Source organism: Pseudomonas sp. R3-57, assembly GCF_051132065.1.
In the GTDB taxonomy this organism is placed as follows: domain Bacteria; phylum Pseudomonadota; class Gammaproteobacteria; order Pseudomonadales; family Pseudomonadaceae; genus Aquipseudomonas.
The window spans coordinates 1,570,267-1,588,468 of the sequence record NZ_CP071655.1 but is presented as its reverse complement, the minus strand read 5'-3'; the positions used below and the strand labels follow the sequence as shown (position 1 = coordinate 1,588,468).

The 18,202-nt window shown below is 61.1% G+C and carries 10 protein-coding genes and 1 riboswitch; of the genes, 2 read left to right on the top strand and 8 right to left on the bottom strand.

Annotated features, from left to right (window positions below):
* Positions 1-144: 144 nt before the first annotated feature.
* Positions 145-1,149 carry a low-specificity L-threonine aldolase gene (gene ltaE / locus J3P93_RS07245; protein ID WP_434596151.1) on the bottom strand — a complete coding sequence of 335 codons (1,005 nt, stop codon included), beginning with the start codon at positions 1,147-1,149 and terminating at the stop codon, positions 145-147.
* Positions 1,150-1,338: 189 nt separating this feature from the next.
* A riboswitch (FMN riboswitch) is annotated at positions 1,339-1,510 on the top strand.
* Between the two features lie 101 nt (positions 1,511-1,611).
* Between ltaE and J3P93_RS07240 the strand changes: the two genes are divergently transcribed.
* On the top strand, positions 1,612-2,121 hold the full coding sequence (locus tag J3P93_RS07240; RefSeq protein WP_434596149.1) for a 6,7-dimethyl-8-ribityllumazine synthase: 510 nt from the start codon (positions 1,612-1,614) through the stop codon (positions 2,119-2,121).
* A gap of 122 nt (positions 2,122-2,243) precedes the next feature.
* On the opposite strand, the gene astE is transcribed toward J3P93_RS07240, so the two are convergent.
* The 7 genes from astE to J3P93_RS07205 form a co-directional block, all read right to left on the bottom strand.
* On the bottom strand, positions 2,244-3,254 hold the full coding sequence (gene astE, locus J3P93_RS07235) for a succinylglutamate desuccinylase (RefSeq protein WP_434596147.1): 1,011 nt from the start codon (positions 3,252-3,254) through the stop codon (positions 2,244-2,246).
* A 12-nt stretch (positions 3,255-3,266) separates the two neighbouring features.
* Positions 3,267-3,557, bottom strand: coding sequence for a hypothetical protein (locus tag J3P93_RS07230; protein WP_016773591.1), 291 nt, complete (start codon positions 3,555-3,557; stop codon positions 3,267-3,269).
* A 57-nt stretch (positions 3,558-3,614) separates the two neighbouring features.
* A complete protein-coding gene (gene astB, locus J3P93_RS07225) occupies positions 3,615-4,961 on the bottom strand; it encodes an N-succinylarginine dihydrolase (protein ID WP_434596144.1) in 1,347 nt (448 codons plus the stop codon).
* Positions 4,962-5,123: 162 nt separating this feature from the next.
* Positions 5,124-6,590 (bottom strand): succinylglutamate-semialdehyde dehydrogenase, encoded by a 1,467-nt coding sequence (gene astD / locus J3P93_RS07220; protein ID WP_434596142.1) that lies wholly within the window; start codon positions 6,588-6,590, stop codon positions 5,124-5,126.
* Positions 6,587-7,615, bottom strand: coding sequence for an arginine N-succinyltransferase (gene astA / locus J3P93_RS07215; protein WP_093099208.1), 1,029 nt, complete (start codon positions 7,613-7,615; stop codon positions 6,587-6,589). The genes astD and astA overlap by 4 nt, the downstream gene beginning before the upstream one ends.
* 51 nt (positions 7,616-7,666) lie before the next feature.
* Positions 7,667-8,686, bottom strand: coding sequence for an arginine/ornithine succinyltransferase subunit alpha (gene aruF / locus J3P93_RS07210; protein WP_059404897.1), 1,020 nt, complete (start codon positions 8,684-8,686; stop codon positions 7,667-7,669).
* Between the two features lie 202 nt (positions 8,687-8,888).
* Complete coding sequence (locus J3P93_RS07205; protein ID WP_434596139.1) at positions 8,889-10,109, bottom strand: aspartate aminotransferase family protein; 1,221 nt, start codon at positions 10,107-10,109, stop codon at positions 8,889-8,891.
* A 304-nt stretch (positions 10,110-10,413) separates the two neighbouring features.
* Between J3P93_RS07205 and J3P93_RS07200 the strand changes: the two genes are divergently transcribed.
* Complete coding sequence (locus tag J3P93_RS07200; RefSeq protein WP_434596137.1) at positions 10,414-18,198, top strand: dermonecrotic toxin domain-containing protein; 7,785 nt, start codon at positions 10,414-10,416, stop codon at positions 18,196-18,198.
* The last annotated feature ends 4 nt before the right edge of the window (positions 18,199-18,202 follow it).

Genomic DNA, 18,202 nt, shown 5'->3' with positions numbered 1-18,202 from the left:
AGGTTCTTCCACGGAGGCTGCGGCCAAAGGCCTGTTCGAAACGTCAGAGACGAAGCGACGGCAAAGGGCCGCATTATATCGGCCCTGCGCGCGGGGTACAGCGTGTTTATACGATAGAAACGGTCAATTGGACGGCTAACGCTGTCACTTGCGTGAAAACTCGACGAATGTCGCGATCACTTGCTCGATTTGTGCGCGGCTGACATCCATGTGCGTAACCATGCGCAGACGTGCAGCAGCGCTGAGCTTGATCCCGCGCTCAGCCGCGAAGGCCTTGAGCGGCTCGGCCCTGTCGCCCATTTGCACATAAACCATGTTGGTTTGCACGGGTTCGACGACGAAACCGGCCTCACGCAGACCCTCGGCCAGCTGTTGCGCGTTGGCGTGATCATCGGCCAGCCGCCCGACGTGATGATCCAGCGCGTACAACCCCGCCGCTGCCAGCACGCCGGCCTGGCGCATGCCGCCGCCGACCATTTTGCGCAAACGCCGGGCCTTGCCGATCAGTTGTTCGGAACCGCACAGCACCGAGCCGACCGGAGCACCGAGGCCTTTGGACAGGCACACCGAGACCGAATCGAAGTACTGAGTGATTTCCCGCGCATCGACACCCAATTTGACCGCCGCGTTGTAAAGGCGCGCGCCGTCCAGGTGCAATTGCAGGCCATGCTGCTGAGTGAAGCGTCGCGCCCGGGCCAGATACTCCAACGGCAGCACTTTGCCTTGCATGGTGTTTTCCAGCGCCAGAAGGCGCGTACGGGCGAAGTGAAAGTCGTCCGGTTTGATCGCCGCCGCGACCTGCTCCAGATCGAGCGAACCATCAGCCTGCACTTCCAGCGGCTGCGGCTGGATCGAACCGAGCACCGCCGCGCCACCGCCCTCGTACTTGTAGGTGTGCGCCTGCTGGCCGACGATGTATTCGTCGCCGCGCTCGCAGTGCGCCATCAACCCGAGCAGGTTGCTCATCGTCCCGGTCGGCACGAACAGCGCCGCAGCGAAACCCAGACGACTGGCCAGTTCAGCCTCCAGACGGTTGACCGAAGGGTCTTCGCCGTACACGTCGTCACCGGTGTCCGCCGCCAGCATGGCGTCGAGCATGGCGGGAGTCGGTTGGGTGACGGTGTCGCTGCGAAGATCGATAACGCTCATGAACCTGGCCTCTGGTCAGCAGGGGGAATCCCTTTGTGAAGTGGGATTACTGCGGTCATGGCGCGGATTAATCAAGCCTTCAACGAGGAAAAATCACTGCCTTGCTGAAAAAGCACCCTCCCACCGGGTCTGTGCACGGCTGGAAAATATGTGTTACAAACTTGCCGCCGTCCAACAAAGGGGCGGCACAAACGTTCTCAGGGCGGGGTGCAATTCCCCACCGGCGGTAATTGCGCGCAATGCGCATAGCCCGCGAGCGCTTGGCGGCGAGCACGGCAATGGCGGTGGTCGGCGGCAAGGTCAGCAGACCCGGTGTGATTCCGGGGCCGACGGTCATAGTCCGGATGAAGAGAGAACGGGAGCAAAAGCACAGGGCCGTCCGCGCGTTGTCGTGCGTGTGCGCACCCTGGCATCCCTTTCGATTCATAACGCCCTGTTTTTCACACAAACAGGAGTCTGAACATGCAACCCACCGCTATCGATAGCAAAAGCAAACACCCGCACGGCGAGCGCGTCGCGTTTATCCAGGCCTGCTGGCACAAGGAAATTGTCGACCAGAGCCGCAAAGGCTTCGTCGCTGAAATGCTGGTGCAGGGGTATCAGGAATCGGACATCGATTTCTTCGAAGTCGGCGGCGCCTTTGAAATGCCTCTGCACGCCAAACTGCTGGCCAAGACCGGTCGCTATGCCGGCATCGTCGCCGCAGCCCTGGTCGTGGACGGCGGCATTTACCGCCACGAGTTCGTTGCTCAGTCAGTGGTCAGCGGCCTGATGCAGGTGCAGCTGGAAACCGAAGTGCCGGTGTTCTCGGTGTCACTGACGCCGCATCACTTCCATTCTGGCGAAGAGCATCAGAAGTTCTTCTTTGAGCACTTTGTGCACAAAGGTCAGGAAGCGGCGCGGACGTGTGCCGATACGCTGCGCAAAGTTCGCGCACTGCGTCGTACCGAGCCGCATGCGGTAGCGGTTTAAACACAAACGCAAAAACTGTAGGAGTGAGCCTGCTCGCGATAGCGGACTGTCAGTGACACCTGTGGTGGCTGACATATTGCAATCGCGAGCAGGCTCACTCCTACATTGGGTCGGCGGCAATCTTAGGCGAGATTTTCGTCAGTGGTCGGGACGATCAGGATGCCGGCGCGCAGGCCGTTCTTGACCTTCGGGTTGGGGAAAATGATCCGCGCGCCAGGCTCTTCGATGATCCAGCGGGTATTGGCCAGATCCTCGGCCAGCACATACCCCATGTCCAGCTCGGAAAAATTCTCGATGTCCGCTGGCAGATTCAGGCGGAACGCATCGCTGTGCTTGATGATCTCCCGCGCGACGCTGAACAACTGCAAGCCGTCCAGCCCCGCTTGCGCCATCTCCGGCTCGGTGCCTTCGATGATCTGCTTCAAGCGAGTTTCCAGCAGCGACACGTTGACGCCGTCGTTCTGCCCGAACGGCCGCGCCTTGCCCAGTTCCAGGGTGAAAGCCTCGGCATCGAGTTTGTCGTAGGTATAGGAACTGAAGACGATCGACGGTTTGTTCTGTAGCAGCACGGCTTCCATCCCGGCGGCGCGCATTCGCGCCAGTTCAAGGCGCGAATGCTGGCGCCCTTCTTTCCAAGGATAGAGAGCGAACTGCTCGATCTTCGAGCCACGAATCGCCGTGTGCAGGTCGTAGTGCAAACGCTGGCGCTCGGGTTTGCTGAAGAAAGTCGCCGCCAGACGCTCCAGCTCACAGGCGCGCAACGCTTCGCTGCCACTGCTTTGTTCATGCCGGCCGTTGAACAGCCGATTGACGTCCTGCTCGATGAAGCGCTCGCCTTTGCGCATCGCCTCGGGGTTACCGAACAGGAACAGAATGCGTGCACGCGGCTTCAGATCGCCGCGAGCGATGTCGTGCAGCAACCGGTCGAGCAATTCGATCGGTGCGGTTTCGTTGCCGTGGATACCCGCCGACAGCAACAGGTCCAGGCCATTGTCGCGCGCTTCCGGTGGCCGGACTTCCAGCGCCCCTTCGCTCAACCAGCGCATGCGCACGCCTTCGACAGTCAGTTGAGTCTTCTCCGCCGGTTCGCGGCCGGCGAGGGTCAGTTCAAGCAGTTTGCCGAGGGCGAGCATAGAGCGGTTTCCTTAGTGGTCGTGGTTGCAATCCGGGCCGTGTACGTGATCCTCGTCAGCGCCGAGGTCAGCCGGTTCCATTTCCAGCTGCAGACTTACCAGATTAGTCGCCAATGGGCGCAACAGCAGGTTGGCGTACTCTTCGTCACCTTCCTCGACGTCGACGCCGATCAGCAACTGGCCACGGCCGTCCTGCTGGATCCACAGCTCTTTGCCTTGCCACATGACCGCGACGCGGGTGCACGAGGTTTGCAGTTGCGTGCCGTCGGTGTCTTCAAGGATCAGTTGCAGGGAATCGCTCATGTTTTTACTCTCTTGGGGTGACCCGCCGCGCACCGCGTTCAAGCGGCGCGCCGGCGATCAATTGATCTGGAAGGGATAAACCGCGCCCAGTTTAAGGATTTGCGTCAGTTCATCCAGTGCCGTCCGGCATTCAAGCAACAACTGCGGGTCCGCCAGATCGCTTTCGCTGAGGCGGTCGCGGTAGTGCTTTTCAACCCATGCGGTCAACGAACCGTACAACGGTGGCGTCATGATAACCCCTGGGTTGACCGCCGCCAGTTCCGTTTCGTTGAGCGCCACGCGCAAGCGCAGGCACGCCGGGCCGCCGCCGTTCTGCATGCTCTGCTTGAGATCGAAGACTTTCACTTCGCGGATCAGACCGCCGGCGCTGGTCAGGCTTTGCAGATACGCCCAGACGCGCTCGTTGGCCTGGCATTCTTGCGGCACGATCAGCAGCATCGAACCGTCAGGGCGCGACAGCAACTGGCTGTTGAACAGGTACGAGCGCACCGCGTCATCCACGGTGACCGCCGAACGCGGCACACACACGGACTGGAACTTGCCACCGACCTTGGCCAGTTTGCTTTCCAGCTCAGCGAGCATTTGTTCGGTCTCAAGGAACGCGTCCTCGTGATAGAACAACACCTCACCGTTGCCGACAGCGATCACGTCGTTATGGAACACGCCCTGATCGATCACATTGGGGTTCTGCTGGGCATAGACCACGCCGTCTTCACGCAGACCGTGCAGGCGCGCCACGGCTTGCGAGGCTTCGAGGGTCTGCCGCGCCGGATACTTTTGCGGCGCCGGGTAACGGTTGTCGAACGCACTGCGGCCGAACACGAAGAACTCGACGCCCGCCTCGCCATATTCACGACAGAAACGCGTGTGGTTGGCCGCGCCTTCGTCACCGAACTGCGCGACCGCTGGCAATGCCGCGTGATGGGCGAAGTGCTGCTGATTGGCGAACATCGCCCCGAGCACACGGCTGGTGGTCGGGTGTTCGATGCTGCGGTGGTATTTGCAGTTGAGGTTGGCGGCGGTGAAATGCACGCGGCCGTCAGCGGTGTCAGCGCTCGGGCTGACCGTGGCGGCGTTGGCGACCCACATGCTCGACGCCGAGCAACTGGCGACCAGCAGCGGCATGGCTTCTTTGGCGGCGCGCTCGATCACCTGCGCGTCAGTGCCGCTGAAACCCAGACGGCGTAGCGCGGCCACATCCGGACGTTCCTGCGGCGCCAGTACGCCCTGCTGAAAGCCCATTTCCATCAGCGCTTTCATTTTCGCCAGGCCTTGCAGCGCCGCTTCTTTCGGGCTCGAGGACTGCTGGCTGTTGCTCTGGGAGGCAACGTTGCCGTAGGACAGACCACCGTAGTTATGGGTCGGCCCCACTAGACCGTCAAAATTGACTTCGTAGGATTTCATCAGCGAGGCTCCACGTGAATCTGTTGTTATAGGCTTCAGTAACTGTTCAGTGCGACCGCGGTGCGGCCATCGCTGGCAAGCCAGCTCCCACAGGTTGGGTGGTGTTCACAGATTATGTGGACGACCCGCCCCCTGTGGGAGCTGGCTTGCCAGCGATTGGCATCACGCCATCTTCACGCCCGGTGTCAGGGCGGCAGGCAACACCAGGCTCGGGGTTTCCAGCGACGCCACCGGGTACGCGCAGTAATCCGCGGCGTAGTAGGCGCTGGCGCGATGGTTGCCCGAAGCGCCGACGCCGCCGAACGGCGCGCTGCTCGCGGCGCCAGTCAGCTGCTTGTTCCAGTTGACGATGCCGGCGCGGCTTTCCAGCCAGAACTGCTGGTAACGCGCTTCGGAATCCGACAACAGGCCGGCAGCCAGACCGTAGGCGGTGTTGTTGGCTTCGACGATGGCGGCTTCGAAATCGACGTAGCGAATCACTTGCAGCAACGGGCCGAACAGTTCTTCGTCGGGGCGCTCGGCGACTGCGGTGACGTCGACAATGCCCGGCGTCAGCAATGCCGACTGGGCTTGCGGCTGAGTCATTTCCAGCAGCGACACTGCGCCGTTGGCCAGCAAATGCTCCTGAGCATCCATCAGCGCTTTTGCCGCGCCGAGGGAAACCACCGAGCCCATGAACGGTGCCGGCTGCTGATCGAACGCGCCGACTTCGATGGTCGCACTGACGTCCACCAGACGTTTGAGCAAGCTGTCGCCCCACGCGCCTTGCGGCACCAGCAAACGGCGCGCGCAAGTGCAACGCTGACCGGCGGAGATGAACGCCGATTGAATGATCGTGTAAACCGCGGCATCCAGATCGGCAACCTGATCAACCACCAACGGATTGTTGCCGCCCATTTCCAGCGCCAGGATCTTGTCCGGGCGACCAGCGAACTGCTGATGCAAATGGTTGCCGGTGCGGCTCGAACCGGTGAAGAACAAACCGTCGATGCCCGGATTCGCCGCCAGGGCGATGCCGGTTTCCCGCGCGCCTTGCAGCAGGTTCAACACACCGGCCGGCAGACCGGCTTCGATCCAGCACTTGACCGTCAGCTCGGCGACTTTCGGCGTCAGCTCGCTCGGCTTGAACAGCACGCTGTTGCCCGCCAGCAGCGCCGGCACGATATGCCCGTTGGGCAAGTGGCCGGGGAAGTTGTACGGGCCGAACACCGCGACCACGCCGTGCGGTTTGTGGCGCAACACGGCAGTGGCGTCGCCCAGCGGGCCACTTTTCTCGCCGGTACGCTCGCGGTAGCTCTGCACCGAGATGGCAATCTTGTTGACCATGCTGGTGACTTCGGTCGCGGCTTCCCACAACGGTTTGCCGGTTTCCTCGCCGATGGTGCGGGCCAGCTCGTCAGAATGGTTTTTCAGCGCGGCGGCAAACGCTTCGAGCACAATGATGCGCTCCTCCAGCGAACGCCGCGCCCAGCCCGGAAATGCCTGGCGCGCGGCCTGCACGGCGGACTCGACCTGTGCCGTCGTGGCGCCCTCGCCCGACCACAGCACTTGCTGGGTCACCGGGTTCAGCGATTGAAAGGCTTCGCCCTGACCGGCCAGCCACTCACCTGCGATGTATAGCGAATTCATTGTTTCGACTCCCGTGCAGCGGACAACGCCACGGCGCGAACCTGATCGCCGGCGCTGAGTTGAAGACGTTTGGCGGTCTGCGGATCGACCACCAGCGTGCCGGCCGCCAGACGCGCTGGCGCCGCGGTGATGCGGCAGTCTTCACGTTTGCGGTTATGGATGATGAACGGCGTCGCGTCGTCGCCCGGCGTACCGACGGCCAGCACCAACGCTTCGCTGTCGCGCACCGCGCGGATCTTGCCGGTTTCGCATTCGATCGCCGGGCCGGCGTCGAAGATATCGACGTAACCCTGATAGCTGAAACCTTCGCCCTTGAGCATCGCCAGCGCCGGCTCGGTGTCCGGGTGGACCTGGCCGATCACATTGCGCGCATCCGGCGAGAGGAAGCAGGTGTACAGCGGGAATTTCGGCATCAGTTCGGCAATGAACGCCTTGTTGCCGACACCGGTCAGGTAATCGGCCTGGCTGAATTCCATCTTGAAGAAGTGCCGGCCCAGGCTTTCCCAGAACGGCGAGCGCCCGGCGTCGTCGGACACGCCGCGCATCTCGGCGATGATCTTGTTGCCGAACAGCTCCGGGAACTCGGCGATGAACAGCATGCGCGCCTTGGACAGCATGCGGCCGTTCAGACCGCTGCGGTAATCGGCGTGCAGGAACAGCGAGCACAGCTCCGAGTTGCCAGTCAGGTCGTTGGCCAGGAACAGCGTCGGAATCTCGCGATAGATGTTCAATTCCTGCGAGGCGCTGACGGTCAGGCCGACGCGGAAGTTGTACCACGGCTCACGCAGACCGACCGCGCCAGCGATGGCGGAAATCCCCACCACACGGCCGTTGTCGTCTTCGAGCACGAACAGGTAGTCCGCATCGCCACGGCCGGCTTCGCCGCGGAAGGTCTTCTCGGCCCAGCCGACCCGGTGGGCCAGACGTTCTTCGTTGGCCGGCAAGGTGGTGAGGCCGGTGCCGGTGCTGCGGGCCAGATCGATCAGCGCGGGTAAATCGCTGCTGCGTACGGGACGAACAATCATGCTATCTCCTCAAACGGGCCGCTTGCGCCACCCGTGAAACTCGCTAAGGCGTTAAACCGCCACCAGGCGCACGCTGGCACCTTCACCGACGCCCAGGGCTTCGGCCGCTTCCAGATCCAGAGTCACCGGTTTGCCCGGCGCGTAATCCAGCTCGAGCAACACTGCGCGGTAATCCTGCAACTGCGCATTGGCCACCAGATACTGGCGCCCGGCACCTTTGACCGGCTCGCCGATCTTCACCGGCACCACACGGCTCTGGGCGATCGAGCGGATCCCGGAAACCCGGGCGTGCAGGGTCGGGCCACCGTCGAAAATGTCGATGTAGTGATCGGTTTCGAAGCCTTCGCGCATCAGGATGTCGAAGGTGATCTGCGCCCGCGGGTGCACCTGGCCCATCGCTTCTTGCGCGGAGTCCGGCAGCAGCGGCACGTAGATCGGGTAATGCGGCATCAGCTCGGCGAGGAACGTGCGGCTTTTCAGCCCGCACAGGCGTTCGGCTTCGGCGTAGTTGAGGTCGAAGAAGTTGCGCCCGATGGCATCCCAGAACGGCGAGTCACCGTTTTCATCGCTGTAACCGACGATCTCGGTCACCACCGAATCGGCGAAACGCTCCGGGTGGCTGGCGACGAACAGCAGACGACCGCGGGAATTGAGCTCGGCCCACGGCGATCCGACCAGCTCGCGTTGCACGTAGAAACTGGTTAGCAAGCTGTTGCCGGTCAGGTCGTGGCACTGCGAGAGCACATGGATCTTGTTGTGGATCTTCAGCTCGCGCGAGGCGTGGACGAAGGTCTCGTTGCGGAAGCTGTAGAACGGCTCCGAATAACCGGCCGAGGCGACAATGGCCGAGCAACCGACCAGCTTGCCGGTGGCGGAATCTTCGAGGACGAAGAAATAGCTTTCCTCACCGTTGAAGCTCACTTCGGCAGCAAACGACGCTTCGCTCGCGGCGATCTTGTCGCTCAGACGTTCCACGTCATCCGGCAAGGAAGTGACACCAATCGGGCTGTCCGCAGCCAGACGCTGTACCTCGCCCAGATCAGCCATTTGCGCGGGGCGCATCACCAGCATGGTGTCACTCCTTTTCTCTTCAAAAAAATCACAGAAAGAACACCGGACCTTGTAGGAGTGAGCCTGCTCGCGATAGCGGTGTATCAGTCGACATCAATGTGCCTGATAGACCGCTATCGCGAGCAGGCTCACTCCTACAGTTGAACGTGCCCGGTATCAAAAATTTGATCGACGCCCGAACCGTCGGGCGTCGATGGGTCCATCAAGCTTGCGTCAGTGCAGCAGCGGCGCGTTCGAAGCGGTCGAGACCGGCATCGATATCGGCGTCTTCAACCACCAGGCTCGGGGCGAAGCGGATCACGTCCGGGCCAGCCTGGAGGATCATCAGGCCTTCTTTTTCAGCGGCGTTGAAGATGTCCTTGGCCTTGCCTTTCCAGGCGTCGTTGAGCACGCAACCGATCAGCAAACCGAGACCACGGACCTGGGTGAACAGACCGTATTTCGCACCGATCTGCTCCAGGCGCGACTTGAACTTGTCATGCTTGGCATTCACACCGTTTAACACTTCTGGCGTGTTGACCACATCGATCACCGCCTCGGCCACCGCACAGGCCAGCGGATTGCCGCCGTAAGTGGTGCCGTGAGTGCCAACGACCAAATGCTTGGCCAGCGCTTCGGTGGTCAGCATCGCCGCGATCGGGAAACCGCCGCCCAGGCTCTTGGCGCTGGTGAGGATGTCCGGGGTCACGCCGTAATGCTGGTAGGCGAACAGCTTGCCGCTGCGGCCCATGCCGGTCTGCACTTCGTCGAACACCAGCAGCGCGTTGTGCGCGTCGCACAGTGCGCGGGCGCCTTGCAGGTAAGCCAGTTCGGCTGGCAGCACACCGCCCTCGCCCTGGATCGGTTCGAGCACGACCGCGCAGGTCTTGTCGGACACCGCTGCTTTCAGCGCCGCCAGATCATTGTAGGGAACGTGGGTGATACCGGTGATTTTCGGGCCGAAACCGTCGGAGTACTTCGACTGGCCACCGACGTTGACGGTGAACAGGGTACGGCCGTGGAAGCTGTTCAGCGCGGCGATGATTTCGTACTTCTCGCTGCCGAAGCGGTCGAACGCGACGCGACGGGCCAGCTTGAATGCGGCCTCGTTGGCTTCGGCGCCGGAGTTGCAGAAGAACGCGCGCTCGGCGAACGTCGCGTCGATCAGCTTGTGCGCCAGGCGCAGCGCCGGCTCGTTGGTGAACACGTTGGACACATGCCACAGCTTGTTGGCCTGCTCGGTCAAGGCACCGACCAGCGCCGGGTGCGCGTGACCCAATACGTTGACGGCAATCCCGCCGGCGAAGTCGATCAGCTCGCGGCCGGCCTGATCCCAGACCCGGGAACCGGCGCCACGCACCGGAATGAAAGCGGCAGGCGCGTAGTTGGGAACCATTACCTGGTCGAAATCGGCGCGTTGTACCGCAGCGTGCTCAACGGACATCGGAGTCTCCTGAAAAGGAACACTCGCCGGAAACTGGCGAGCGATTGGGGGGATTGTAAGGACAGTTTTGTGCCCGGCCTTGCCGCCAAGCGACAACTTCTTATAGCGCAAACCCCGGATTTTCCCGGGTTTACGGCAATGCGACATATACCGTCGCAAAGGCGCAGTTTACCGGGCGCGGCCGATTTGCGGCAGGCCGCGCAGAATAGCAAGTCAGCCCCGCGCCACAGATATAAATATGTACCGCACGAAGGGCGCGCTCTGCTGGTTTGCTGGGGGTTCTTACCGACGCCAAGGAATGGCCATGCATTTGTCGCAAGCACACCCATCCGTCACCGCTGCTGACACGAACAACGCGCAACATGCGGATGAACATTATCAACCGCTCAAAGAGGCGATCCCGCAGTGGTTGGGCAACACCTCAGCCACCCGGCGCGAAGCGTTGAAGAACAGCGTCCCGCTGCTGCCCGAAGCGCTCAAGTCGGCACCCGCCGAACAGCACGCGCAAATGAAACAACTCACTGGCGCGCACATCGATGCGCAGAGCCAGGTCGATAAAGCGCTGGAGCATCTGCAGGACGCCGCCGCCTTCGCCGAGCCCTTGCTTAAGGCCGAGCTCAAAAGCTGTTTCGATCTGGACCTGGATGTCAAAAACACCTTCGTGCGCCTGTACATTCCGGCGACCGCCCCGCTGTTCCCGATCAAGACCGGCGCGCGGGTCTGGAGCGTTTCCCTGCTGGAGGCGGCGCTGCATAACTTCGAAGATCGGGAAACTCAAGACAACGCGTTCGAAGCTGAATCGACATTCACCACGGCGCCGACACCAACCGGGCAGTTCGACACCCTGCCCGCAATCAAAACCCGATTGAGCATCCCCGCCTTCACCCAGTTGTGCCGGCGGCTGGACATCGGCGCGAAATACAAAGCCAGCCTGGAAGACAACCTCGGCTATTCCGATCCGATGGTCGCCACGGTGTTGCGCAACAAACTCGACGCTAGCGAGAAAACCGCTATGAAAGCGGCCTTGCAATGGGCGCGAATGAACCGCGATGTATCGGAAAGTGCCGTGCGCCTGGTCGAGGCCCTGCTTGATGGTATGAAAGGCCTCTATGTAAACGGCGCGCCTTTGCTCTGTCATGACATGAGCATGCTCTGCGCACCGCTGACCGGCATCGTCGTGTTCGCCCCCGACCTGTACCTCTCACAAAACAATGCGCGGGTCGTGGCGTATGTGCCGGATGACCCCGAACATCCGTTCAAGGAGTACACCTCGCCGCTGGAAATGATCGTCGAGCTGACGCGCCAGCTGCGCTCGAAGGGCTATCAGCGTTTCTTCAGCCGTTTCGTCAGTCACGAACAACGCGGATTTTTCTTCAGCACCCTCAACAGCCGCCTCAGCGAAATCAAGTGGCACCCGCATGAACCCGGCAGTTCCCTGCCGGCGTGGCGCGAAACGCCGGTAGACCGGCCCGATCTGCAGTCGGCGCTGGTACCCTTCCATGACGACATCTGGCAGCACCTGCATCAGGCGAAACTGAACAAGGTCTTCAACGACGCCCGATCCATCGCCGTGCCCACCGCAGTCGTCGACCAAAAGGCGCGCTGGGCGTTTTGGGACTCGGTGATCGAAATCATTTCCACGATCGCCCAGACCGCTGCACTGATCGTCGCGCCGTTTGTGCCGGTGTTGGGCGAAGCGATGATGGCGTACATGGCTTATCAGATGCTCGACGAAGTGTTCGAGGGCATCGTCGAATGGGGCCAGGGCCGTAACACCGAAGCGTTCGGGCATTTGATGGGCACCGTTGAATCGATGATTCAGCTGGGCATGTTTGCCGTGGGCGGGGCGATCGCATCGGCCGAGTTTCGCAATGTCTTGCCCAAGGACGTGGTGGCGTTTATCGACCGCTTCAAACCGGTGAAACTGGCCAACGGCGCAACCCGCTACTGGGAGCCCGATTTGGAGCGCTATCAACATCCCGCCAAGCCGCCCGCGGACTCACAACCCAATCAACGGGGCCTGCATCAGCATCAGGGCAAGCAGCTGTTGCCCCTCGAAGAGGCGCACTTCTCGGTCAAGGAACATGAGGTGCCCGGGCAATACCGTATCGAACACCCGACCCGCCCCGACGCTTACCAGCCTGTGGTGCGGCACAACGGCGACGGTGCCTGGCACACCGAGCTCGAACACCCGATGGAATGGGACGGCGAAACCGCATTGCGGCGCATCGGCCCTGCGCTAGAAGCCTTTACCCCGGCCGAGCGCGAAACCATGCTTCAGGTCAGCGGCAGCAGCGAAGAGGCGTTGCGCAAGATGCACGTCAATCAGGAGAAGCTCCCGCCGCTAGTGGCCGACAGCATCCAGCGTTTCAAGATCGATCAACAATTGCAGCGTTTTATCGATCAGCTCGACAGTGACGTTACCGAAGAATTTTTGCGTGCCGATCAGATCACCCAATTGCAGCTGCTCAGCGAACACGGCCGCTGGCCGAGCGATCAACGCCTGCGCCTGATCGATCGCAACGGTGAGCTGCTCTGGCAGTCCAGCACCGACGAAAGCCTGCCGTTGACCGAGCTTCGCCGGGACCAGTTGATCGGCGGCGACCTGCTCAAGAGTTTGCTTTCCATTCTCGACGAAGCGCAAATCAAGGCGCTGCTCGCCGAACCCTTCACCGCCAAGCCACCCCTGGACATTCGCACCCAGACCTTGCGCAAGCAATTGGTTGGCCTCGCGAAGACCCACCGAAGTGCGCTGTTCGAATCCCGATATCAACTGTCGCAGCAGATCGATGATCCGCTGGCACAACAGCTCAAGGCTCACCATCCCGGCTTGCCTGCGAGCGTCACCCGCGAACTGCTCGACACCGCCACCGGCAGCGAATTGCTGCAGATCAACGAGGGGCAACTGCCACCGCGTCAGCAGGAACTGATGCAACTGGCCAGTCAGGAAGTGCGCGTGTCCCGAGCCTACGAAGGGCTCGAGCTCGGCTCAGTGAATAATCCGGACTCCGATTCGCTGGCGCTGCACAGTCTCAAATTGCTGCCGGGCTGGAGCGGCGATGTGCGGATCGAAATCCGCGAAGGTCGCTACGAAAGCCCGGTCGTCGACAGCATCGGTAGCGCGGATGCGACCGAAAAAAAGGTTCTGGTAAGGAGCGATGACCACCGCTATCAAGCCTTCGATGATCGAGGCCAGGCGCTGCATTCGCTCAGCGATTTCTACTCCAGCCTGCTGTATGCGCTCCCCGACAGTGAGCGCACCAGCCTCAACATTGGCATTGGTCAGGGCCAGACGCTAAAGGCTGCCATTCGCGAGCGCACGATGGAGCGCGACGAGTTGCGAGTGGTGTTGCACGAAACGCCCATTCGGCCACCCGTCCTGGACACGTTACGGCTGTTGGGCAGCGATGGTTATCCTTGGGTTGATCGCGTTGAAAGCCTGAATAATCCTGCCCGCGCTTACGAGCAGGATATCCGCGCGCTTTATCCGCGGATGACCGAACAGCACGTGCGCGCCCTGGCGGAAAACCTGCGTGCCAGCCCGGCCGGCGCGCATGTGGAAATTCAGCGACTGCAGAATGATTACCTGCAATTGCAAAACGATCTGCACATCTGGGCCAACGATCCGCCCGTCAGGCATCCCGATACCGGCGCTGCGCTGACCTCGCTGCAAAAGCGCGTCGAAATCCAGAACCGCCGCTTGCTCAGGGAAGAAATCCTCAAGGGCTGGCGCCGCGAATACCCGACCGCGATCAATCAATACGGCATGGCAACCGGTCACGCCTTGCAGCTTGTACATCCGATCATCGGCGACTTGCCGACGCTCTCGGCCGACCTCAGCCATATCACCGCGCTGACCCTGGATGGCAGCGCCACGCCGGGCTCTCTGGAAGGCTTTCTTCAGCACTTTCCCCACTTGCAGATGCTTGATGCACGCAACCTGAAATTGCCGGCGCTGCCCCAGGTGTTGACTTCAATGCCATCGCTGCGCGAACTGCGAATGCGCAAATGCGGGCTCAGCCTGACGATCACCACGCAGTCGGTGCTGGCCTCCATGCCACAGCTGACCATTCTCGATCTGGCGGGCAACGCCCTGGGTTTACCGCCCGATCTGCACACGATGCCTTCGCTGCGTTACGTCAACTTGTCCAACACCGGCATTCACAGCCTGCCCGACGACCTGCTGCACCATCCCCGATTGATCTCCGGCCAGTTCGACGGCAATCGAATGACCACCGTGCCAGACGCGTTTTTCAAGCTGCCGCCCTCGCTGAGCGATGGCTTCACCTTCGCGGACAACCCGTTGACGCCTGCCGCACGCGAACGCGTGAAACGCTTCCATGGCGCTACCGGCAGGCATTTCGGCGTCCGCCCGGAGCGTGCAGACCTGCAGCGCACCACTACATTGTTTCCAGCGCTCGACGAGGACCAGGCCACCGCCCTGCTGTACCGCTTGCCCGGAACACTGGCTGAAGGTCGCGCGCAATTGACAGTCTGGGAAACCGAGGTCAATCAGTTGAAACTGGAGCTCAGCCAATGGATCAATCAGGCCGCCACGTCTCACCCCGAAACGGGTGAACGTCTGCCTCACGCCGAGCAGACGCGTGAACTCAATGCCCGACGCGCCTTTGCGCAGCAACTCGAGCGCTTCTGGCGTAGCCGCGATCAATTTATCCGCAGTGGAGAATTTGAAGCGACGGCCGAGTTCAGCGGCGACTTGCCGGTCCTCAGCGCCAACTTCGAGCATGTCCTGCGACTCAAGCTGACCGGCAATGCCGATATTTCGGCAAGCTTGCCATTCGTGGATTGCTTCCCGAATCTGGTCTCGCTGAGCCTCAACGGCTTTGATCTGAGCACGGGTTCCCTTCCCGGAAGGAATTTGCCTCAGCTGACCGACTTGAAGCTGAAAAACTGCGGCGTGGTGATGACGTCCGAACATCAGGCCGAACTGGTTTCGCTGAACACTTTGCAGACGCTGAATCTGAGTGGCAATCCACTGGGGACTTTCCCCGATCTGAACCTGTTGCCTGCGCTCACCTTCATCGACCTGTCCAACAGCGGACTCACCGTTGTTCCGCCAGGTCTGGCCAGCCATCCACAACTGCACACTGCGGTATTGACCGGCAATCGCCTTACGCACATACCCGACGCGGTATTCGAGCTGCCTGCCGAACGCAGTGACGGTCTGTATCTTTCCGACAATCCGCTATCGACCGCGACTCGTGAAAAAATCAAAGCCTACTTCCGCACCCATCAACAGGATTTTGATGTAAGGGCCGCGGACCAGGACGTCAGCCTGGCCAGGCGATTGTTTCCGGAGCTGGATCAGCAAGAGGCCAGCGACCTGGTCTACGACCTGCCGGGCGACGTGGCCACCGGTCGCGCACAGCTGCTGCGCTGGCAAGCGGAGCTGACGCAGATGCAGCTCGATCTCGACCGCTGGGTATTGGCAACCCCGTCCACAGATCCGGTCAAGGGCCGTGCGTTGACCGACAATGAACGCGCGCGACAGCGCTCGGCACGATCAGCGTTCAAGCAAGACCTGGAAACGTTCTGGCGCCAGACATCCAGCGAGACCGGCCAGCGCAGCCTGTCGTTTACCGCAGACCTGCAATTCGTTGGCCAGTTGCCTCGCCTGAGCGTCGACTTCAGTCATGTCTCGAGCCTGAAGCTGACCGGCAATGCAGCGATCGATGGCATTGGGGAGTTCGTGGCGTTGTTTCCCGAACTCCACACCTTGCAAATGAAGGATTTTGCGCTGAGTGAAATACCTGCCTTCATCGGCCAACTGCGCAGTCTCAAGAAGCTGCGCCTGGACAGCTGCGCGATAAGCCACACCTCAGCGGGCTATGACGTGCTGAAGTCCCTGCGCACACTCACACGTCTGGATCTGATCAACAACCCGTTGACCGTGGCCCCCGATCTTCAGACGTTGCCAGCATTGCAGGATGTCTTTCTGCTCAATAGCGGTCTGACAGCCGTGCCTGACGGCATCGTTGGACACCCGGCTCTGCAGACGGTGCACCTCAACAACAACCACATCAGTGAGTTGCCGGAGGCACTTTTCAGCCTCACTCCCAATCGTGCAGACGGTGTGCGTCTGGCTGGCAATCCGCTGTCTGTGGCGGCTCGCGAGCGCATCAAGTCTTACTACGCCCAACATCAGCGCAACTTCGGCATCACGCCCGCGGCGAACGATATCGCGAGGGCACGCAGAGTGTTCCCGCACCTGACCGACCACATGGCCAGCGACATGATTTATCGCCTCCCCGGCACTTTGCAGGCAGGCACTTCGCAATTGCTGAAATGGGAGGCCGAAATCACCCGACTGCTCAGCGATCTCACCGCGTGGCAGGAGCGCGTTCCGAGTGATGATCCGACATCAGGTCAATTGTGGAATGCCGAGCAACGAGCAGCACAACTTGAGGCCCGATACCAGTTCAGGGACAAACTTGAAAAACTCTGGCGCGGCAGTCGCATCGATGTGCCGGACCTGCGCGTGGAAATTTTCAAAGCCCAGGCCGCGTTCGCCGGTGAACTGCCGAAGCTGAGCGCTGACTTCAGCCAGATAACCCACCTGGAAATTCAGGGCAATCCCCATTTGACGGTTCCCGATGGCTTTCTCGATGGCTTCACTGGACTCGAAGGCCTGGAGTTGCCTGGCTTCGCACTGGGCCGAATCCCCCGCGCCCTGGAACGCATGCCGTCGCTTGAAACGCTGATGATGAGCCGGTGCAATATCACCCTCGATGCGGCCGGGCAATCCACCTTGTCGACACTGAGCCGCCTGACGTCGCTGGACCTTTTCAATAATCCACTGGGCCAGACGCCGGATACCTCGATGCTGTTGAATCTGACGTTTCTCGACCTGATCCGTACAGGGATCGACCGTGTACCCACCGGGCTGGACCGACTTCCGCACCTGCAAACGGCGCTGCTGAGCGACAACAGCATCATCGAATTGCCCTCCTCATTGGCGGCGTATGCCAACCGTGGCATCGATGTAGGCTCCAATCCGCTGTCGGCGACCTCACGCGAACAGATCAAGGCATGCTACCGGGTGAAAGGCGATAACTTCGGCGTCTGGGTCGAACAGGCCGACATTGATCTGGCGCAAACGCTGTATCCCCGATTGACCGGTTTCGATGCCAATAATCTGATCTACAGTCTGCCCGGGACATTGGCGGACGGGCGCACCGAGCTGCTGCGTCGGCAAACTGAGCTCAGCACGTTGCTCAACAAACTTGAGACCTGGGTGAATGCGGCGCCCGAAGATCCGGTTACCCACGGTGCGCCAGAGAATGACGGATGGCGCGCGCAAATCACGCAGCGCCGGCGCTTCAAGGACAGTCTGGAAAAACGCCTGCGCCACTACCCGGTCAATGCCCTGGACGGTGAGTTTGTCTGCGACCTGTCTTTCACCGGCGAACTGCCGCCAATGACCGGGCGCTTCGACTACATCGACCAGTTGCGACTGACCTCCACGGCAAGCACGCCCCCGCCAGTCGATGCCTTGCTGGAGCTGTTTCCCCGGCTCAGGGTGCTGGAGATCCGCGACTACCCGTTACACCGCGTTCCGTCGGCAATCTTTCGTATTGAAACACTGAGCAGCCTGAGCCTGTCAGGCTGCCAGATCATGATTACGCCGCAAACAGCAGACGCTTTCGCATCCCTTATAAATCTTGGTTCTCTGGATCTAAGTCACAACAGTCGACTTTGGAGGGCGCCCGATATGGATCACTTTCCCGACCTTCAGGTGCTGAACCTGCGCAACACCGGCCTGACGCGCACACCTGCCGGTTTGTTCAGGCTCACTCGGTTGAGAAAGGCGGACCTGTCGAACAACAGAATCAAGCGATTGCCTTCAGGGTTTCCTACTGGTCCGGACCTCATGATGACCGAGTACGATTTCAGCGTAAATCCATTGACGGCGGAAAGTCAGCAGCGCCTGGACAGCTACAACACGGCGCTGGCCGAGCGCAATATCGAGGCGCGGATACCGAGTGCTCACCGCATGCACGAACTGGACGACTTTGTGGACTCGGATTTTTCCGATGGCGAGGAGCTCCCGCCGACCGGCCGTAGCTAAACCG